Origin of the sequence: Nisaea sp. (assembly GCF_040217065.1) — a bacterium.
GTDB lineage: Bacteria > Pseudomonadota > Alphaproteobacteria > Thalassobaculales > Thalassobaculaceae > Nisaea.
Genome location: NZ_JAVJNX010000011.1, coordinates 426,082 through 445,378 on the forward strand (window position 1 = coordinate 426,082; position 19,297 = coordinate 445,378).

The window sequence follows — 19,297 nt, forward strand, 5'->3', positions numbered from 1 at the left end:
TTCATTCCGCCGCGGTCGTTGCCGCGTCCTGGCTCGCTGTCCAGGTATTGTGCGTCTCGCCCTGAACCCGCGAGAGCACCATCCGGTACTGGTATTGATCCGGGCGATAGAGGGCGGTGATGTACTCGACCGGACGCCCGTCCCGGTCGCGCACGATGCGGTTGATCTTCAGCAGGGCAGAACCCGCCTCGATGCTTAGATGTCCCGCCACCTCGGCATCGGCGAGGGTGGCGGAGATAGCCTGGCTGGCGGCATCCACCTGAATGCCGCCGCGCTCCAGCAGCGCCAGCAGCGGTTTGTTCGCCAGATCCTCGGCGCCGTAGCGGCGGCCGATATCGGCCGGAACGAATGTGGTGAGAAAGGAAAAGGGCTGGCCCTCGACGCTGCGCACCCGGACCGAGCGCTGCACTTCCTGGCCGATCGGGCAGGACAGGGCCGCCGCCACCTCTTCCGCCGCCGGGACATAACCGAAGGACAGAAGCTGCACTTCCGTCTCCAGCCCCATGGCGATGAGGTTTTCCAGCAACCCGTCCATCGAGGCCTTGTAGGCCCGGGCCTTCGGCCGGTAGCGCACTCTCGTTCCCCGGCCGCGCTCCCGGACCACGAGGCCTTCTGCGGCCAGCTCGTCCAGCGCCCGCTTGGCGGTGATGCGGGAGACGTCATAGGTCTCGGCAAGCTCCTGCTCGCCCTGGATCAGCGCGTCATATTCGTGCAGGCCATCCATGATCTGCTGCCGCAGGATCAGGAAGATCTGGTGGTAGAGCGGCATCCGCAATGCCCCGCTCGCCCCCTGCGCACTGATATTGACCACCCGGTCCGCCATGAAATCTCCCAAACGCTGAATGACATATTGATATGCGTTTAAGAGGCGGGCAAGCATATTTCATCACCACTGCTCAGCTGTCGCGTCACGAAACCGAGAAACCACCAATCTCCGCCTGGCATGAGTTTTCGGTCAGACAAATGCAGACCACACTCCGCTGAAATCAGTCCATTGGAGAGGGCAGCGAGGAGCGGTACTATGTTCAATCAACGTTCAGAGACACTTTCAGCGATATCGCGTGGGCATTGAGGTTGGGAGAAAAACCACGCCATGCACTACCTTGCAGTCTGTGCAATCTTCCGGGACGAAGCTCGCTATCTGGCAGAATGGTTGACCCACTACGAGCTTCAAGGGGTTGAGCATTTCTACCTCTATGACGATCAGAGCACCGACCACCCCGAAAAAGTTCTCGCGCCATGGGTTGCGCGCGGCATGGTCACACTGGAACCGGTCCGGTGGGCGAGCCGACGCCAGGCACATGCCTACAGCCATTGCATCCGCATGCGCCGCAAAGAGGCTCATTGGATCGGTTTCTTCGACATCGACGAATTGCCTTCGCCCGCGCTCGGACCGAAACCCTGGCCGAAATCATGCCGCGGTATGAGCGCTTTCCCGGACTTGGAATCAACTGGGTTTGCTACGGATCATCAGGTTTCGAGCAAGCTCCCGGCCCATTGGTGACAACAAGCTATCAACTCTGTGGCGCAATGGACTTCCGCACTAACGAACCTGCCTTCCTGAAGGAAGGGCATCCGACAGACAAGGTTACGAGCTATTACCCCTACAACGCCCATATCAAGAGCATCGTGCAGCCAAACGAGGTAGAGCGGATGATCTCACCACACAGCTTCCTCTACAGAAACGATGCACGCGCCGTTGGTCCCAGCGGACAGCCACTCGAAGATTCGACTCTGAACGCCTTCAACGAACGGCTCGAAACAAGTGTCCTTCGGGTCAACCATTACTGGTCAAAATCGCTCTCAGAGTTCCGTGCCAAGCTCGACCGTCCGCGCGCCGACAATGATGAGCACTACGGCGACAACATCGCCTTTATTCGTGAAGCCGGGATGAACTTGAAGCATGACCCAGCGATTCTGCCATGGAGCAAGGCCCTGGCTGATCGCCTTGATCTAACTTTCACCCCGGGAAGCGAGACTGAATGGCGACGACGTGAAGCCTTTCAACAGGCCCGCGACATAAACGAGGAAGCCCGCATACGACGTCGCGATACTTACCGTTGACCAAAGCGGATTGCCGGAACTACTCTCCCCCCGCATGCGCGGCGATGGCGTCGCCGCGAACCTGGTTCACGCATGCGGCCCCCGGGAGAAATCGGGGGTGATCCAGCATCCTGCACGCCCGGATGGATTACCGGGCGCGCCCGCGTCCGTCGGACAGGAGATCAGGATGCTGACGCCACAACAACGCCCCACCCATTTCACCCGGCATAACGGAGAGAAGGCGCCCCTGCCCTTTTCGACGGCGGAATATGAGCGCCGGCTCCGCGACCTGCGCGTGATCATGGCCGAGCACGGCCTGCCCGCCGTGCTGTTCACCTCGATGCACAACATCGCCTATTATTCCGGCTTCCTCTATTGCAGCTTCGGCCGGCCCTTCGGCTGCGTCGTCACTGCGGATGCCTGCACCACCGTCTCCGCCAATATCGACGGCGGCCAGCCCTGGCGCCGCAGCGTCGCCGACAACGTCATCTACACCGACTGGCAGCGGGACAATTTCTGGCGCGCGGTCCGCGAACTGGTCGGCAAGGCTGACCGGATCGGCATCGAGGGCGACCACCTCACCCTGCAGGCGCGCGCGGCGCTGGAAGGGGTCGCCGGCATCAGACAGACCGTCGACATTGCCCCCGCGGCCATGCGCCAGCGCATGGTGAAGTCGGCGGAGGAGATCGCGCTGATCCGCGAAGGCGCGCGTATCGCCGATATCGGCGGTGCCGCGATCCGGGATGCGATCCGTCCGGGCACACGGGAAATCGACGTCGCCATGGCCGGGCGGGACGCCATGGAACTGGCCATCGCGGAGGCCTTTCCGGACAACGAGATGCGGGACACATGGGTCTGGTTCCAGGCCGGGCTGAACACGGACGGCGCCCACAACCCGGTGACCATGCGCACGCTGGAAGCGGGCGACCTGCTCAGCCTCAACACCTTCCCGATGATTTCCGGCTATTACACCGCGCTGGAACGCACCCTGACGCTGGGCGAGCCCGACACGGAAACCCGCCGGCTCTGGGAAGCCAATGTGGCGGCGCATGAACTGGGTCTCTCGCTGATCAAGCCCGGCGCCCGCTGCGACGAGATCTGTGCCGGGATCAACAGCTTCTTCCACGAGGAAGGCCTGCTCGACTACCGCTCCTTCGGCTACGGGCATTCCTTCGGGATCCTGTCGCACTATTACGGCCGCGAGGCCGGGCTGGAGCTGCGCGAGGATATCGAGACGGTGCTGCAGCCCGGCATGGTGGTCTCCATGGAACCGATGCTGTGGGTGCCGGAAGGCACACCCGGCGCCGGCGGGTACCGGGAGCACGACATTCTGGTGATCGGCGAGGATGGTGCGGAAAACATCACCGGCTTTCCCTACGGCCCGGCGCACAATATCGTCGCCGCATGAAGACAAGGAAACGGGCCCTCAGCAGGCCCGTTTCCTCGTGTCTTCGGGATTGCCGCTGACATCCTTCGGCAGGAGTCTGGTGCGGGGGAAATTGATGGTTACCGTCGTCCCGATGCCTTGCGTGCTGCTGATCGACAGCGTACCGCCATGCTGTTCCACCAATCCCTTGCTCAGCGACAGCCCCAGACCGGCTCCATGGTGCTCACGTGCATAGGCCTTCTCAACCTGCGAAAACGGTGTCAGCACGCGTTCAAGATTTTCCTCGGCAATGCCGATTCCGGTGTCTGCTATCCGGATGAACAGGTCATCCAGCAGTTCGACCGACACGCTGACACGCCCGTCCCCCTCGGTAAACTTTGCTGCATTGGAAAGCAGATTGATGATCACCTGCCTGACCCGCACCGGATCGCAATCAAGAAGCGGCAACGGGTCCGAAGGATAATTCATGACAAGCGAAATGTTCTTCTCGTGGAGCATGGGACCGGCGATCATCAGGGCCTGATCGAGTATCTCCTTGAGCGCGGCCGGCTCACACTCGATATCCATCTTGCCCGCCTCAAGCTTCGTCATATCAAGGATTTGGTTGATGATGCCGAGGAGGTGCCTGCCACTATTGGTGATGTCGTGTGAATAGATCTCGTAGCGCTCGCTCCCGAGAGGGCCGAATATCTTCTGGGACATGACCTCGGAAAACCCGATGATGGCATTCAGGGGCGTCCGCAATTCGTGGCTCATGTTGGCCATGAAAGTCGTCTTTTCTTGGTTCGCCGCTTCGAGCTCATCACGCGACTGCCGCAAGGCATCCACCGTTCCCTGCAACGCCGTGTTTGTGTCTTCCAGTTGCTCCGTCCGTTCGTGCACCAGCTGTTTCAGGTGAGCCCTGTAGACGGACAGCTCCTTGTGCTGGGTTTCGACCCGCGCGAGCATGTCGTTGAAGCCCGAAATCAACTCTCCCAACTCGTCATTGGTTTCACGGACAGCGCGCTGGCCGTAGGCACGCTCCGTTTTGATATGGCTCATGACCTCCGCGAGATGCGTAATCGGCCTCACCAGCAGACGCTGCAACGCGGCGGACAAGCCGAGCGCAATCAGCGCCGAAATGATCGTGATCACGCCGGCAATTCCAAGCAGCGCGTTCCGTGCGCCGCGCAGCTCATCCAGTCCCGCGACCAGTTCGACGGTTCCGACCAGATCTCCGCTCAGCATGACCGGTTCGACGATCACCAGATAATCATCCAGAAATGCGTGATCACCAATTGCCGGCAGGCTGGCCAGCAGATCATCACCAAGCGGTATCCCGAATTCCGAGAAAGATGTTCCGTCCTGGCGATGCACCCGCACACCGTGAATTTCCGGGCGGGCTTTGAGTGCCGCTAGCACCTGGGCTGCCGCACCCGGATCTTGGAAGACCAGAGCCGCGCCCATGTTCTCCGCGGTGATCCGCCCGAGCGCGGTCATCTCCCGGACGAGGGCATCCCGGCTGGCGGTGTTTGCATAGAAGAGAAAGGCTGCCGTCGCAAAGAGAGTCGCGGTCAGTCCGACGAAGGTTGTGACGGTCGTGAATTTCGCCCGGAGCGAGAGATCGCCGAACCAGTTGAGCAGGGTTCTTCTCATGGCTCGCTCGTCGTGACGATGTCCGCCAACTGCAGAAGTTTCGAGCTGAGTTTCAGCCCGCAGTCGATAGTGGATTCAAGGTTGATCTTGAAACGGAACCGGTTTTTTTCAGTGACAAGGGCGATATGCCCGCCGCGCTCGGCGAATCCCGGCATGTCGGATATCAGGAGCACATTTTCCTGCTTCGATTGCTCCACCAGAGTGCCGGTCTCGGCTCTTGATAAGCTGAGACTCAGGAATAGCAGGTGGCAGCCCCTGATATCGGATTCCGTTTCAAGAATCCGGACTGTGACGGAACGTTTGTCTATTTTTTGACGTTCCAGGTCTTTAGCGGCCCGATGGTCGAGATCCTCCCGGTGCAGACAGAAGACGATCGCGGCTTCGGCATCCTGCAGACGGTGCTCGGGCCACATTGTGAATTTCGCGAAATTGAAGACGAAAGCCGCCTTGACCGCATCAATCTGGACACTGTCTTTCGTTGTCGCCACGGCAGTCGCGCTGACACCGAGGAGCACGACCAGAAACGCGCAAAAAAAGCGCGAAGCCGTTCTCACATCGAGGAATGTACGGTGTGGCAGCATCAAAACCTCAGCGTCACGGAACCGTAGATAGATTGTTCTATTCGTGTGGATTGAGTGCCTGTCAGGGTATCGGAGCTGAATTCGAGATGGTCGTTCCGCAGAAGGTTCTGGCCGACTAGGGCAAGTTCAAGACCTGGGGACGGGAACCACGCGAGACGCGCGCCGGCTTCCGTGTAGGAACTCACGGCACCGTCGCCCAGCTCACTCACATGGCGCCCGAAACCATCGATGATCACAGAATCGGAGATGTCGTAGGAGATTCGCAGCGATGCCTGATGCTGCGGATCACCGGCGGTATCCTCGGAATGCTCAAGCGCGGCATACCACGCCTGCAGTCGCAGGCTGTCCATCGGGCGCCAGTTTGCGAGAAGCTCGAAACCGTAAGTATCTGCTTCGCCGTTGTTATTGATGATAATTGGAACCACCAGACTGTTCACGCCATTGCGACTGACGGTATAGCTCTGGCCCGTTTCGGCCGATACCCGGTGGTCATACATATTGTAGAAGGCGGCAAGGTCAAAAGAGAGACTGTCGCTGTATTGCCAGCGGTGTCCCGCCTCGAAAGCGAGGAGTTCCTCGGCCCTGAGCGCTGTGTTTCCAACCAGCCTGGACTCGGTAAGCAAAGGGAAACTGCCTGAAGGCGGAATTGCGGCAAGCAGCAAATCGACGTCATCCTCCGCGCGCGACGGTATTCTCACTGCACGGGAAACGGCGCCCCATACGGTGTGTTCGTCATTTACATGCCAGAGAGCGCGCGCGCTTGGCTGAACCTCCATCCCCGTATAACTATTGTATTCAAATTTGCTGCCGACGGTGACATCAACCGCGTCACCCTAGAAACTCATCGTGTCCTGGAAGAAGCCGTTGACCAGATACTGGCTGTCATCCGCGTCGCCGAAACGGTATATGTCCGTCTCTCGGATATTGTCATTGCTATAGCGAGCGCCGATCCCCCAGACGATCTGGTGCCTGTCCGCGACAGTCAGATTTTGATCCGCTTCCAGATCAATGATGTTGCGCTCTTCACGGAGCCGGTCATCCTCGAACGTGGTGCGCTGCACATAGCCCCGAACCTCGATCTTGTTTGTCTCTGAAAGCTCGCGCGACCAGGAAGCGAGCGCATACTGGCCGTAAACATCAGTCTCCAGCTCCTGTGTTGAGCTATAGGGTGCCGAGAGGGACGGCAAAATGCCGGCGCTGCCGACTTCACTGCCGAAACTTGCCCCCTGCAGCTGCCAGACATCTCCTTCCGGACCGGTCGCATCGACACGAAAGCCGCCACGCGCCGAGAGCCAGTCGTCCGCCCCGTCACCGCCGTCAATCGCCTGCTCTGCGCCTTCATACAAGGCCTTGCCATACACGCGGTAATGCCCGTTCCTGCCGGCCGTACCGCCGTATCGTGCACTGCCCTGGACTTCGTCGCCGGTTCCGTAGCCAGCGGACAGATAGGTTCCCTGCGTGTCTTTGGCATTCTTGGTGATGACATTGATGACGCCGTTCACCGCATTCGCTCCCCAAAGCGATGCACCCGGCCCGCGAATAATCTCTATACGCTCGATGTCTTCAAGCAGGGTGTCGTGCCGGTCCCAGAACACACCGGAGAAGAGCGGTGTGTAGATCGAGCGTCCGTCAATCATGACCTGGAGTTTGTTGGCGAACGAACTGTTGTCGCCACGTGCCGAGATTGCCCAGCCACTTGAACTCGTTCGCGCAACATTCAACCCGGGCACAAAGCGTAACGCCTCGGGAATGGATCGTGCTCCCGATCGCCGGATGTCCTCATTTGTAAGGACATAGACCGCGGCCGGCGAATCAAGGACGGAGGCGGGACGTTTCGCAACGGAGGTAATCTCGACCTGCATCAGTTGCTCAAGGGAAAGCTCTGTATAATCGAGCGCTCTAGCGGAAGCATGGGCCGGAGATATTCCCAGTACGGAGGCAGCTGCGAACAGACTGGCTACCGCAATATAGTAACGCATCATTGACTGACCTTACTGGACGGTCGTCAGGATACAGGCCTGTCACCACAACCCCGTATATTCTCCCTCCGACCGTTCCCCCCAACTTCCTCAAACCATGGTTTTGGCTAAGAATATTCGCCCCGAACGCTGGCACTCCCTGATTTCACCTGAAACAGATCGTGCGGCCTCAGCTAACGACACACAAGGTAAACAACCACTTAACCTGACCGTCAGAATTGCAATTCACCTGTCATTTTCCATGATTTTTCTGGGCCAGAAAGTATGCCTCCCATTTCACACAGTATACGGCGACAAAAAATGCCCATCGCGTCGACCAAAACCTCCTCGACTTAAGGCGGGCAACGTTTTATTTTCGAAAATGCACTATGAAGACGTTGTAGATCTGATTTCTTCCGTCCGAATACTATTCTCTCGCCACGTCTCTACTGTATCGTAACCGGCCCGGAGAGGGCCTCATAGCGTTTGCGAGACAATCCGGTTTCGACCGTCGTCTTTGGCCGTATAGAGCGCTTCGTCAGCGACTTTCAGACACCGATCCAGACTGGCAGCGTCCAGGCCGTCGACAAGGCAGAGTCCGATGCTGGCGGTTATCCGCAATTCGTCGTCTTTCACCGAAAAAGAGCGCGCCGCGATCGCTTTCAGGACCCGCCTGGCCGCATTCTCAACCGAAGCTGCCTCTTTGAGAAGCAGGGCAAAGGCAAATTCCTCGCCACCGACCCGGCCGAACACGTCCTCATCCCGAAACTCGGCCTTGAGGATGTCGGCAATCATCTTGAGGACGGCATCGCCGGCATCATGCCCGAACGTGTCATTGACCTTCTTGAAGTGATCCAGGTCGAGTACCCCGACGACAAATGTGAAGCCATGCCGGCGGGCAAGACTACGCATCTTTTTGGCCTGGTCCATGAAACTGCGGCGGTTCGGAATGCCGGTCAGGTCGTCGTAATGCGCCATCTTGTGAAGCTCGAAATTGGCGGACCGCAGCTCCTTCGTTCGCTCCTCGACCAATAGCTCCAGGCTGGCTTTCAGCGCCTTCAGGTCTTCGTTCCGCTTTTCCAGCTGGTCGGCGTGGAACGTCTTCTCGGTCACGTCGCGCTCGATGGCCGCGAAATGCGTGACCTTCCCGAACCGGTTGCGGAGAGGGAAAATCTCCAGGTCGAGCCAGTACGGCTTGCCGGACTTTGAATAATTCAGGACCGTTTCACGGATCGCAACGCGCCGGACCAGGGCATCGCGGATTCTATCGAGACTGGCCCGGTCGGTCCCTTTTCCCTGCAGGATACGGGGCGTTTCCCCTATGGCTTCAGCAGCGCTGTAGCCGGTGAGCTCCTCGAATGCCCGATTGACAAAGACGATTTGCGGGCCGAACGGCTCGGCCACCTGTTCTGCGGAGGTGACGATGATGACATCCTGCGTGTTCTCGACAATGTCACGATAAGAGAAGAGATGTCTTTGATCGGAAATCTCGTTGAACGTGACGACGATAAAGCGACTCTCGTTCTCGGTCTCCGGATAGGCATTGACGAGGTACCAGACAACCTCCTGGGTCTTGATGTCGAAGCGGCCGATAATCTCGTTGAAAAGAGGCTGGCTTGCGCTGCTCACCTTGTTGACCGGGTATGCGCAGGGGGGAAGCTTGTTTGAAAACTCGTCAATGAAATACCAGCCGGGATCTTCGGCGTCCCGCCCCAGGATCTGATCGTATTCGAGGCCCAGAAGCCGCAAAGCCGTCGGATTTGCATAGACGATGGATGTGTCGAATTTGTGTATAACGACGCCGATATGCGCGTGTTCGAGGAGACTGCTGAGCTTCAGGCCACTGATATCGCTGATACCCACAAGCGCGCCTCACTTCCTGTATGTCAGCAGATGGTGAGTGTTCCCATATGCACTTTTTTGTATCACTTTTTCGATAAACTGAAAACTTCTGCGCTGATCCGCCCGCGAATCGTTCCGGGTCTTGCCGCTCTGTCCTCTCGCAGGCCGGCCTTGAGTTGACGCCGCCTCCCGCCTATAGTCCCGCCCCGATGGCCTCTATATCCCCTTTCTTTCCGCTGCTTCTCAGCGTCGCGATTCTCCTGATGGGGAACGGCCTGCAGGGCACCCTGCTGCCGGTCCGCGCCGGGATGGAATCCTTCGGCTCGTTCGATATCGGTATCCTGGGCTCGGCCTATTTCCTGGGTTTCCTGGCTGGGTGTGTATACGGCCCGCGGGTGATCCGGGTCGCCGGGCATATCCGCACCTTCGCCGGCATGGTCGCCGTCGCCTCCTCTGTCGTGCTGATCCATGCGCTGATTGTGGAGCCGGTCGTCTGGTGGCTGCTGCGGGCAACGACCGGTTTCTGCTTCGCCGTGCTCTACATGGTGATCGAGAGCTGGCTGAACGAAAAATCGACGAACGAGACACGGGGTCTGGTCTTCTCCGTCTACACCATCATCAATCTGACCGTGATCACGGCCGGCCAGATGCTGCTGATGACAGCCGATCCCGCCAGTTTTCCGCTGTTTGCCTTCGCCTCGATCCTGGTCTCCATCGCCGCGGTTCCGATCGCGCTGACCCGGATCGAACAGCCGGCGCCGCTCGACATGGTGCAGCTGCGGCTGAAACGGCTGTTCCGGATTTCCCCGGTCGGCGTTGTCGGCTGCGTCGCGGTCGGCCTCGCCAACGGCGCCTTCTGGACCCTCGCCCCGGTTTACGCCCTGACCTCGATGGGTACGGCCTCGGTGTCCAATGTCGCCTGGTTCATGAGCATCGTGGTGATTGCCGGAGCGATCGGCCAGTGGCCGATCGGCAGCCTGTCCGACCGGATGGACCGGCGTAAGGTGATCATCGGCGCCTGCCTCGGCGCGGCGGCGTCCGCCATCTGCATGGTGCTGTTCGCGAACCAGGTGCCTTACGGCCTCTATATCTTCGGGTTCTGCTTCGGAGTCTTCGCCTTCCCGGTCTATTCCCTCAGCGTCGCCCACCTGAACGACTTCATCACCGAGCCGTCCGACTATGTCGAGGCGGCAAGCGGGCTGCTGCTGGTTTTCGCTGTCGGCGCCATCGCCGGACCGCTGACAGCGTCGGCGCTGATCGATCTGGTCGGAATCAAGTATCTGTTCGCCTATACCGCGGCCATCCACATCCTTGCCGCCGGCTTCTGCGCCTACCGCATGCGGGTCCGCAGCCCGGCGCCTCTGGAGGAACACATTCCCTTCAGCGACGCCGTGGTGCTGGCACAGACGCTTTCCACCGTGGATCCGCTGCCCCCGGCCGACGGAAATGCGGGCAAAGACCCGTCCACCGGACAGGACAAGCCGGCCGTCTGAAGCAGCGCTATCCCGGTGCTACTGCCGAACGGCAATGGCGATCGCGGCCCCGCCCATCACCGTCGCACTGGTGCGGTTTGCGATGCGCACCGCGCGCGGGCTCCGCATCAGGGTCCGGGCGCCCGCCGCCATCACCACATAAATCAGATCGATCGCCGCCAGCACGCAGACCAGCGTGACCGAGATCGACGCCCAGTCGGCAAAGGAGACGGAGCCGAGATCGATCAGGGTGGGCAGCAGGGCGAGATAGAACAGCATGATCTTCGGATTGCCGAGGGTGACCGACATGCCGGAGAGAAACATCTTCAGACCGCTGCGCGGCTCCGGCAGGCGCCCGCCATCCGTCTCCACGGGCGCGGTCCACATCTTCCAGGCCAGGAAGGCGAGATAGCCGACACCAAGCCACTTGATCACGAGGAAGGCTGTGTGGAAGACCTCGGCGACCGCGGCCAGCCCGACCACCGCCATGGTCAGCCAGACAAGCTCGCCCAGCCACATCGCCACCAGGAAGGGCATCACGGCCTGCCAGCCGCGCGCCAGCACCTGGGCCACCAGCGCAGCCAGACTCGGCCCCGGTGAGCCTGCGGCAAGCGCTAGGGCGACAGCGAAAACCAGAAGAGATGAGACGTCCATGATCCGTTTCCTTCATCGGTCGGAAAAGCATTCTGATGGGCGCAACCGGCTGCGGCAAGCGTCTGCCAATCATGCAATGCTGAGCCCTGTTTTTTGCGGGCCGCGCCATACGGATAAGCAAGACAGCGCCCATGACAATCGCTACTCTCCAGCACGGAAAACGGGAGACGGCGGGGGCTCGGCCCGACCCTGCATTCCCCAATCAATGACATTGCAGGAGTGTGGCTGAGTGATCTCGTCAATGGGTGAGAGGCAGGACATGACCGATCCGTCCAGGACCCGGGCGGACATCCGGATTCGTGAATCCTCTCTGGCCGACCTTGATGCCCTTGTCGACATCGAAAACGCCTGTTTTGACAGCGACCGGCTCAGCCGCCGCAGCTTCCGCGACTTCATCCGCCACGGCCGCAGCACGCTGCTGGTGTCCGAGGGCGAGGCCGGTATCAACGGCTATGTGCTAATCCTGTACCGGCGGGGCACGGCGCTGGCCCGGCTGTACTCCATTGCCCTCGCCCCCTCGGCACGCGGCGGCGGCCTTGCGGCAGCGCTGATGGGCGCCGGCGAGGACATCGCCCGCGACCATGACTGCCTCTCGCTCCGACTCGAGGTCCGGCCGGACAATGCGGCGGCCATCGCCCTCTATACCCGTCTCGGATACAGGCAGTTCGGAAAATATCTCGACTATTACGAGGATCACGCGGACGCCCTGCGGTTCGAGAAGCCGCTTGTCCGCTCGGTGCTGACGGCGAATGCACCCTCCTATTACTCCCAAACCTCCGAATTCACCTGCGGGCCCGCCTGCATGATGATGGCCCTGAAAGCGTTCGATCCGGCCGTCGGTTTCAGCCGGGTCGAGGAGTTCCGCCTGTGGCGGGAATCCACGACGGTCTTCATGCAGAGCGGGCATGGCGGCTGCGAGCCGGTCGGCATGGCTGTCGCTCTCGCCCGCAAGGGGCTGTCGGTCGAGGTGTTCCTCAACCGGGAACCGCCGCTCTTCATCGACAGTGTCCGCCTCAAGGACCAGCGCGAGGCGCTGACCCTGATCCAGGAGGACTACCGGCGCGAGGCGGATGAACTGGGTATCGCGGTTCATATCGAACCGCTGGACAATAACGCCCTGAGTGCCGCACTCGAGGAGGGCGCCTACGCGATCGTGCTGGTCAGCCTGTACCAGATGCTGGGCAGCCGGACGCCGCACTGGGTGCTGGTCTATGGCGAGGAAAACGGACGCTTCCTGATCCACGACCCGTGGGTCGAGAAAGATGCTTTGGAAACCGAAAGCGCGGCCGCGGCCCTGCCCATCCCCAGGGAGGCCTTCGAGCGGATGGCCCGCTGGGGACGCGGCCGGTTGCGGGCCGCGGTCATTGTTCGAAAGGAACAGGCGGAATGACGGATTGGCTGGTTCTGACCGAAAGCCGGAAGGATATCGACCAGACAGACACGCTGCACAAGGTGATGTCGGTTCGGGATTATCTCGCCGCACCGGCGCTGTTCGAGCGCTCGCGCCCGATCGTCATCAACATGGCCCGCAGCTACGCCTACCAGAGCGCCGGCTATTACGCCTCGCTGCTGGCCGAGGCGCGCGGACACCGGGTCATGCCGAGCGTCCAGACCATGCTGGAGCTGTCGCGCAAGAGCCTTTATGCCTCCGCCCTGCCCGAGCTTGAGGAGGCGCTGAACAAGGACCGCGCCCGCGTCGGGGACACCGGTGCGGAAGGTTTCGAGTTCATCGTCGCCTTCGGCCGCCCGGCCCGGCCCGGCTACGAGAAATTCGCCCGCCTGCTGTTCGACTGGTATCGCTGCCCCGGCATCGCCGTGAAAGTGGATGCCGGCGACTGGGCCCGTATCCGGCATCTGAAACCGCTCTCCCTGAAGCGGGTCAATGCGGACAACAAGGCCTTCCTGATCGAGGCCATGGACGTCCATTGCCGGCGCGCCTGGTCCGGCCCGAAATCCAAAACCCCGCTGCGCTGGAGCCTTGCCGTCCTGCATAACCCGAAGGAAGCGCTGCCGCCCTCGCAGCTCAAATCCCTGAAACGCATGGCGGCGGTCGGGGAGAAAATGGGCATCCAGGTCGAGCCGATCCAGAAAAAGGACCTGCCGCGCCTGGCCGAGTTCGACGCCCTGTTCATCCGGGAGACCACCTCGGTCAACGACCACACCTTCCGGTTCGCCCGGCGGGCGGAGCAGGAAGGCATGCCGGTGATCGACGACACCATGTCGATGATCCGCTGCACCAACAAGGTGTTCCTGAAGGAGAAACTGGAAGCCGCCAAGCTGCCGATCCCGAAGACCATCGTGCTCTCCCCCACCAGCGAACTCTCGAAGGCGACCAGCGCCATCGACTTTCCCATGGTGGTGAAGATCCCGGACGGGTCCTTCAGCCGGGGCGTGCACAAGGTCACGGACGAGGCACAGCTGAAGGCGCTCAGCACCGAACTGTTCCGCGATACGGACCTGCTGCTGGTGCAGGAATTCATGCCGACGGATTTCGACTGGCGCGTCGGCGTGCTGGCGGGCGAACCGCTCTTCGTCAGCAAGTACCTGATGGCCCGCAAGCACTGGCAAATCGTGCATCACCGCCCGGACGGCCAGGTCCGCGAGGGCGGGTTCGAGACCATGCCGATTGACCAGGCGCCGGCAGAGGTCATCGATGTCGCCGTGAAGGCCGCCGCCCTGATGGGCGACGGACTCTACGGGGTTGATTTGAAGCAGAACGCGAACGGGGTTTTCGTGATCGAGATCAACGACAACCCGAACCTGGATTCCGGTGTCGAAGGCGCTGTCCTCGGCGACGAGCTGTGGCGCCGCCTGCTTGGCTGGTTCCGGGTCCGGCTGGAACCCAGATAGGCGCGGCAGGCAGCACCTGAGCCCCGTCAGGCGTTGCGGACATCTTCAAGGAACCGGCGCACGGTGTCGTTCAGCGTGTTCGACTGCAGGGCGACCTCGCGCGCCGTCTCCAGTACCTGGCTGGCCGCCGCGCCGGTATCCTGCGCCCCTTCGGTCATGGAGGCGATATTGGCGGAGACCATCTGGGTGCCCTGCGCCGCTTCCTGAACATTGCGGCTGATTTCGCTGGTCGCGGAGTTCTGCTCCTCGACAGCCGACGCAATCCCGGTGGCAATCTCGCTGACCCGGGCCACCGTTTCCGAAATCGTCCGGATCGCACTCACTGCGCTGGTCGTCTCGGATTGCATGGCGGAGATCTGCGCGGTGATCTCCTCGGTCGCCTTCGCCGTCTGGGTCGCCAGGTTCTTCACCTCACTGGCCACCACGGCAAAACCCTTGCCCGCCTCGCCGGCGCGCGCCGCCTCGATGGTCGCGTTCAGGGCCAGCAGGTTGGTCTGCTCGGCAATGTCGTTGATCAGCCCGACAATCTCGCCCACCTTCTGGGCCGCCTGATCCAGCCCGACCACGGACTCGCGGGTGTGATCGGCCTGCTGCGAGGCTTCGGCACTGATTCTCGTGGATTCGTCAACCTGCTGACCGATCTCCCGGATCGAGGAGGCCAGCTGCTCGGCCGCAGACGCGACCATCTCCACGTTGGAAGAGGCCTCGCCGGACGCCGCCGCGACCGAATCCGCCTGGGTCTGGGTATTCTCGGCAATGTTGGCCATGGATTGCGCGGTGGAGTCGAGCTCGGTGGTCGCGCTGGCGACGCTGCGCAGGGCTTCGCTCACGGCATTGTCGAAAGATTCGGTGATCTCCTCGATGCGCTTGCCCCGGGCTTCGCGGCGCTCGCGGGAGCGTTCCTGCTCGGCCTGCATTTCCTCGTTCTTGATCATGTTTGCGCGGAAGACTTCGACGGATTCGGCCATCTGCCCGATCTCGTCGCCGCGCCCCGTGCCCGGAATATCGACGCTGAGATCGCCTTCGGAGAGCGAGCGCATGACGCCGGTCATCTGCACCACCGGCCGCAATGCCGTGCGCGCCGTGGTGTAGCCGATCCCGGCCAGCAGCAGGAACATGACCACACCGACCGCGGCCAGGATGTTGCGCATATCCTGCACCGGGCCGAGGATTTCGGCCTCGCTCATCTCGCCGAGCACCGCCCAGCGCACGCCCTCGAATTCCAGGGGCTTGAAGACGGCATAGACCGGCTCGCCGAGATAATTGGTTTCCTGCACCATGCCTTCCTCGCCCGCCAGGGCCCTGCCGGCCGCATCGGTATTGGCTTCGGCTGTCAGGATGGCGTCCGTACCGGACACACGGGAACTGCTGCGCAAGAGATTGTCCGCGCCGACCAGGATGGTCTCGCCGGTCTCACCCATGCCGGAGGTATCGCGCATCAGTCGGTCGATCATCTCGGCCGGGATATGGATCACCAGACCGCCGGAGAACTCCCCGCGGACGAAGAGCGGCGTCGCGATAAAGGCGGTCGGGGCACCGCCGCGCGGCGCATAGCCATGGAAATCGGTCATCACGACCTGCCCGGGCTCGGGGGCTTCCGCCAGCCGGGCAAAGACCGTTGCCAGCTCCGTATCCTTCGCCGGGCCTTCGGCCAGGCTGGTCGCGTAATCCGCAGCCTTCAGAACGCTGTAAACAATATTGCCGTCGGAATCGATCAGCATCACGTCGGCATAGCCGCGGCTGTCCTGCAGCTTGCGGAACCACGGGTGGTTCTCGCCGTGATATTTGGAATATCCGGAGCCGTCTTCCGCCAGATCCAGCAGCTGCTTGCTGCCGTCCGGATTGGGATTGTCCTCGATATAGAGTTTCTGCAGCGTCTCGGTCGGGTTGCCTTTCCGGGCGAACAGCCGGAAACCGAACTTGAAACCGTTCAGCGCTTTCTCCGTGCCGCTGTTCTCGGCCACGATCAGCATATCGTCGCGGATGGTGTCCAGCAGGGTCTTCAGGGCATGGACGCGCGCCACCGACAGGGCCTCCAGCTGATCGACCGCGCGCTTTTCCAACTGGTGCGCGGACTGGAAATAGCTGAAGGACGCGACCACCAGAATGGACAAAGCGGTAGCGATCCCGACCAGCGCCGGAATTTTTGTCGATAGATTGATATTCTTCACGTACCCCAACCCCACAGACTTGATCTGATTTTTTTCGATCTAGAAGGTTTTTCAAAGGAATTTCAACGAAAACCTTTGCTTTCCCCCCTGCAAGAACACCCACAACAGGAAGAAAAGCACTAAAGATTTGAGAAACGGTGAACAAGACATCGAATTTGTTTCAATATTTATTTAATTACTTGAACAAAAGAGCAAATAGAAAGAAAACGCACGCCGGCTGCATTCAGGCGCGGGGCGCCGGGGATTTGATGCGCTCCCGTCATCGTGCGTTCAGCCGGGGAAGTGCGGCCTACCTGCAGAAAAGCTGGGCCGCGGAGACGCGGTCATTGTTTTTTACACTGTGCCCGGCCCAGCTCCGCGCCGGGTTGACGAGTGACCGGCACGCGGTGACCGGTCCTGACACCGTGTGTGTTTGCTTCACCGCGCTGCGGCGCGAGGGAGCCCGGACGGGCCGGCCCCAATCCGGGACCGGCGTTCGTTTCATCTCGCAACCAGATCAGAGCTTCTGCACCGTCTCGAACCCCTCGAACTGCGGGTGGCCCTGATAGAGCGGTTTCCGGTCGGCATTGCCGGCATTGGCGTGGGCCTTGCGGAAATGCTCTGATTTCGTCCAGGCAACAAAGGCATCGTGATCCTGCCAGAGCGTGTGCGAGGCATAGAGCGTGTGGTCTTCGGCCTCGGGGCCCTTGAGCAGGCGGAACTCGACGAAGCCGGGCACCTGGTCGAGCTGGGACTCCCGGGTCTTCCAGACGGTCTCGAAATCCGCTTCCGCGCCCTTGGTGACCTTGAAGCGGTTCATGGCGATATACATTCTGTCTCTCCTGGTTTCTCTGGTTTCAGGGTTTCTAAAGGTCCGGCCCTGCATGCGCGTCCGGGCTGTAGACCGGGAGGATGCGCGGCGTCCGGCTGTCCGCATGTTCCACGGCTATCTCGGTTTCATAGATGGCACTCAGCCGGCCGGCTGTGAAGACCTCGGCGCCCGCGCCCTCCGCGACCATGCGTCCGGCATGCATCAGCGCCACCCGGTCGGCAAAGGCGGCGGCGAGGTTCAGGTCGTGCAGCACCACCAGCACCCCCGCCCCCTCGCGGGCCGCCCTGCGGGCAATGCGCATGGTGGTGATCTGGTGGGCGATGTCGAGGCTCGAGGTCGGCTCGTCCAGCATCAGGTAGCCGGTGCCGGGAGTGTCCGCGGCGGCGAGCTGCACCAGCACGCGGGCCAGATGGGCCCGGTGGCGCTGGCCGCCGGACAGGATCTGGCACGTGTCGTGGATCCGGTCGGCGAGGCCGACGGCATGCAGTTTCTGCGCGATCAGCGCGGCGGCCCGGTCCGGCGGCACGGTGCGCGGGATGGACAGGCTCAAAAGTTCCCCCACGCTGAACCCTGCGGAAAGCGACGGCGATTGCTCGAGCACCGCGCGGCGGCGGGCCAGTTCGGCCGGCGCCAGGGTGCTGATGACGGCGCCGTCGATGAAGATCTGGCCGCGCGCGGGCGGAAAGTCTCCGGCCATGGCGGCGAGCAGGGTCGATTTGCCGGCCCCGTTCGGCCCGCACAAAGCGACCAGTTCCCCCGGCCGCACCTGCAGGCTGACATCCCGCAGAACAGTGGTCCTGCCGAAGCTGACGGTAATGTCCCGGGCGTCAAGCATTGCCGCCTGCCTTTCTCATCCGGCGCATCAGCAGCCAGAGGAAGAATGGGCCGCCGATCATGCTGGTGGCGAGCCCGATGGGCGGCTCGGTCGGCGGTATGGCGAGCCGGACCATCAGGTCGGCGCCGAGAATGAGGGCGCCGCCGATCAGGGCGGCCGCCGGCAGCACGTGCCGGTGCGCCGGGCCGACAATCAGCCGGGCCATATGCGGCGCCACCAGCCCGATGAAGCCGATCGGCCCGGCCGCCGCCGTCACGGCCCCGACCGAAAGCGCGGTCAGCAGCGCGATGCGGCGCTTTTCCCGCTCGATATCGACCCCGGCATGAAACGCCGCCCTCTCGCCAAGCTGGAACAGATCGAGAATCCGGCCCATGCGGGCGAGGAACAGCCCGGAGGCTACGGCAACCACCGAGGTCACCGTCACCGTCATCCAGTTGCCCGAGGCGATGGAGCCCATCGACCAGAAGGTCAGGTCCCGCAGCTGCTGATCGTTGCTGATGAAGACCATGGCGCCGATCAGCGCCCCGGCGATGGCGTTCACGGCCACCCCGGCCAGGATCAGCATGGCGATATTGGTGCCGCCGCCCCGGCTGGAGAAACTGAAGACGAACCCGGTGACAAGTGTGCTGCCGATAAAGGCGCCGAGCGGCAGGGCATAGGGCCGCACGACGGCCGGCAGATCGCCGACGAAGAAATTGCCGAGCACAATGACCCCGACGGCGCCGACCGCGGCCCCCGCCGTGACGCCGATCAGGCCGGGATCGGCCAGCGGATTGCGCAGCACGCCCTGCAGGGCGCAGCCGGACAGCGCCAGGCCGATGCCGACGGCAAGGCCGAGCACCATGCGGGGCAGCCGGATCTGCAGCAGGATTGCCGTCGGGCCGCGCTCCCCCTCGCCGATCAGAACTTTGAGCAGATCGGACGGCCCGAGCCGCACCGGGCCCAGAGCCACTTCGGCAAAGGCCATCAGCACAAGCAGTGCCACCAGGGCGCCGAACAGCGGGCGGCGTCCGAGAATGCCCGCCGCCCGTCCCTGCAGGGTCGTCGTCACAGCCACC

General features: G+C 61.9%; 16 protein-coding genes and 1 pseudogene. 6 read left to right on the forward strand and 11 right to left on the reverse strand.

Annotation, left to right across the window (positions count from 1 at the left end):
* Position 1 precedes the first annotated feature (1 nt).
* Positions 2-823, reverse strand: coding sequence for a GntR family transcriptional regulator (locus RH950_RS20225; protein ID WP_350059559.1), 822 nt, complete (start codon positions 821-823; stop codon positions 2-4).
* A 270-nt stretch (positions 824-1,093) separates the two neighbouring features.
* On the opposite strand from RH950_RS20225, the gene RH950_RS20230 reads away from it, so the two are divergent.
* From RH950_RS20230 to RH950_RS20240, 3 genes are all read left to right on the forward strand, one after another.
* The gene (locus tag RH950_RS20230) at positions 1,094-1,504 is read left to right on the forward strand and encodes a glycosyltransferase family 92 protein (RefSeq protein WP_350059560.1); all 411 of its coding nucleotides are present in this window, start codon (positions 1,094-1,096) and stop codon (positions 1,502-1,504) included.
* A gap of 26 nt (positions 1,505-1,530) precedes the next feature.
* Positions 1,531-2,064, forward strand: a complete 534-nt coding sequence (locus RH950_RS20235; RefSeq protein WP_350059561.1) for a hypothetical protein — start codon at positions 1,531-1,533, stop codon at positions 2,062-2,064.
* Between the two features lie 166 nt (positions 2,065-2,230).
* Entirely contained in the window at positions 2,231-3,451 is a 1,221-nt protein-coding gene (locus RH950_RS20240) for an aminopeptidase P family protein (RefSeq protein WP_350059562.1), read from the forward strand.
* Between the two features lie 18 nt (positions 3,452-3,469).
* Here the strand turns inward: RH950_RS20240 and RH950_RS20245 are convergent, their stop codons facing one another.
* The 5 genes and pseudogenes from RH950_RS20245 to RH950_RS20265 all read right to left on the reverse strand — a co-directional run bounded on the left by RH950_RS20245 (position 3,470) and on the right by RH950_RS20265 (position 9,467).
* The gene (locus RH950_RS20245) at positions 3,470-5,065 is read right to left on the reverse strand and encodes an ATP-binding protein (RefSeq protein ID WP_350059563.1); all 1,596 of its coding nucleotides are present in this window, start codon (positions 5,063-5,065) and stop codon (positions 3,470-3,472) included.
* On the reverse strand, positions 5,062-5,646 hold the full coding sequence (locus RH950_RS20250) for a YfiR family protein (RefSeq protein WP_350059564.1): 585 nt from the start codon (positions 5,644-5,646) through the stop codon (positions 5,062-5,064). The genes RH950_RS20245 and RH950_RS20250 overlap by 4 nt, the downstream gene beginning before the upstream one ends.
* Positions 5,646-6,461 (reverse strand): annotated as a pseudogene (locus RH950_RS20255) (TonB-dependent receptor plug domain-containing protein); the annotation flags it as partial. The gene RH950_RS20250 and the pseudogene RH950_RS20255, both read right to left, overlap by 1 nt.
* 18 nt (positions 6,462-6,479) lie before the next feature.
* Positions 6,480-7,628 (reverse strand): TonB-dependent receptor plug domain-containing protein, encoded by a 1,149-nt coding sequence (locus RH950_RS20260; protein ID WP_350059565.1) that lies wholly within the window; start codon positions 7,626-7,628, stop codon positions 6,480-6,482.
* A gap of 453 nt (positions 7,629-8,081) precedes the next feature.
* Positions 8,082-9,467: a diguanylate cyclase gene (locus tag RH950_RS20265; protein WP_350059566.1), complete on the reverse strand. Its 1,386-nt coding sequence runs from the start codon at positions 9,465-9,467 to the stop codon at positions 8,082-8,084.
* A 188-nt stretch (positions 9,468-9,655) separates the two neighbouring features.
* Here RH950_RS20265 and RH950_RS20270 point away from each other — a divergent pair, with 188 nt between their 5' ends.
* Positions 9,656-10,939, forward strand: a complete 1,284-nt coding sequence (locus RH950_RS20270) for an MFS transporter (protein ID WP_350059567.1) — start codon at positions 9,656-9,658, stop codon at positions 10,937-10,939.
* Positions 10,940-10,957: 18 nt separating this feature from the next.
* Here RH950_RS20270 and RH950_RS20275 read toward each other — a convergent pair whose 3' ends face one another.
* Complete coding sequence (locus RH950_RS20275) at positions 10,958-11,572, reverse strand: LysE family translocator (RefSeq protein WP_350059568.1); 615 nt, start codon at positions 11,570-11,572, stop codon at positions 10,958-10,960.
* 259 nt (positions 11,573-11,831) lie between these two features.
* On the opposite strand from RH950_RS20275, the gene RH950_RS20280 reads away from it, so the two are divergent.
* Together RH950_RS20280 and RH950_RS20285 are read left to right on the forward strand one after the other, a co-directional pair.
* Positions 11,832-12,962, forward strand: a complete 1,131-nt coding sequence (locus tag RH950_RS20280) for a GNAT family N-acetyltransferase/peptidase C39 family protein (protein ID WP_350059569.1) — start codon at positions 11,832-11,834, stop codon at positions 12,960-12,962.
* Positions 12,959-14,422, forward strand: a complete 1,464-nt coding sequence (locus tag RH950_RS20285; RefSeq protein WP_350059570.1) for a RimK family ATP-grasp domain-containing protein — start codon at positions 12,959-12,961, stop codon at positions 14,420-14,422. Before RH950_RS20280 ends, RH950_RS20285 begins: the two co-directional genes overlap by 4 nt.
* Positions 14,423-14,448: 26 nt before the next feature.
* On the opposite strand, the gene RH950_RS20290 is transcribed toward RH950_RS20285, so the two are convergent.
* The 4 genes from RH950_RS20290 to RH950_RS20310 form a co-directional block, all read right to left on the reverse strand.
* Entirely contained in the window at positions 14,449-16,593 is a 2,145-nt protein-coding gene (locus tag RH950_RS20290) for a methyl-accepting chemotaxis protein (RefSeq protein ID WP_350059571.1), read from the reverse strand.
* Between the two features lie 496 nt (positions 16,594-17,089).
* Entirely contained in the window at positions 17,090-17,404 is a 315-nt protein-coding gene (gene hmuQ / locus RH950_RS20300; protein WP_350059572.1) for a heme-degrading protein HmuQ, read from the reverse strand.
* A 34-nt stretch (positions 17,405-17,438) separates the two neighbouring features.
* Positions 17,439-18,239: a heme ABC transporter ATP-binding protein gene (locus RH950_RS20305; RefSeq protein WP_350059573.1), complete on the reverse strand. Its 801-nt coding sequence runs from the start codon at positions 18,237-18,239 to the stop codon at positions 17,439-17,441.
* A complete protein-coding gene (locus RH950_RS20310) occupies positions 18,232-19,296 on the reverse strand; it encodes a FecCD family ABC transporter permease (protein ID WP_350059574.1) in 1,065 nt (354 codons plus the stop codon). The genes RH950_RS20305 and RH950_RS20310 overlap by 8 nt, the downstream gene beginning before the upstream one ends.
* Position 19,297: the final 1 nt, after the last annotated feature.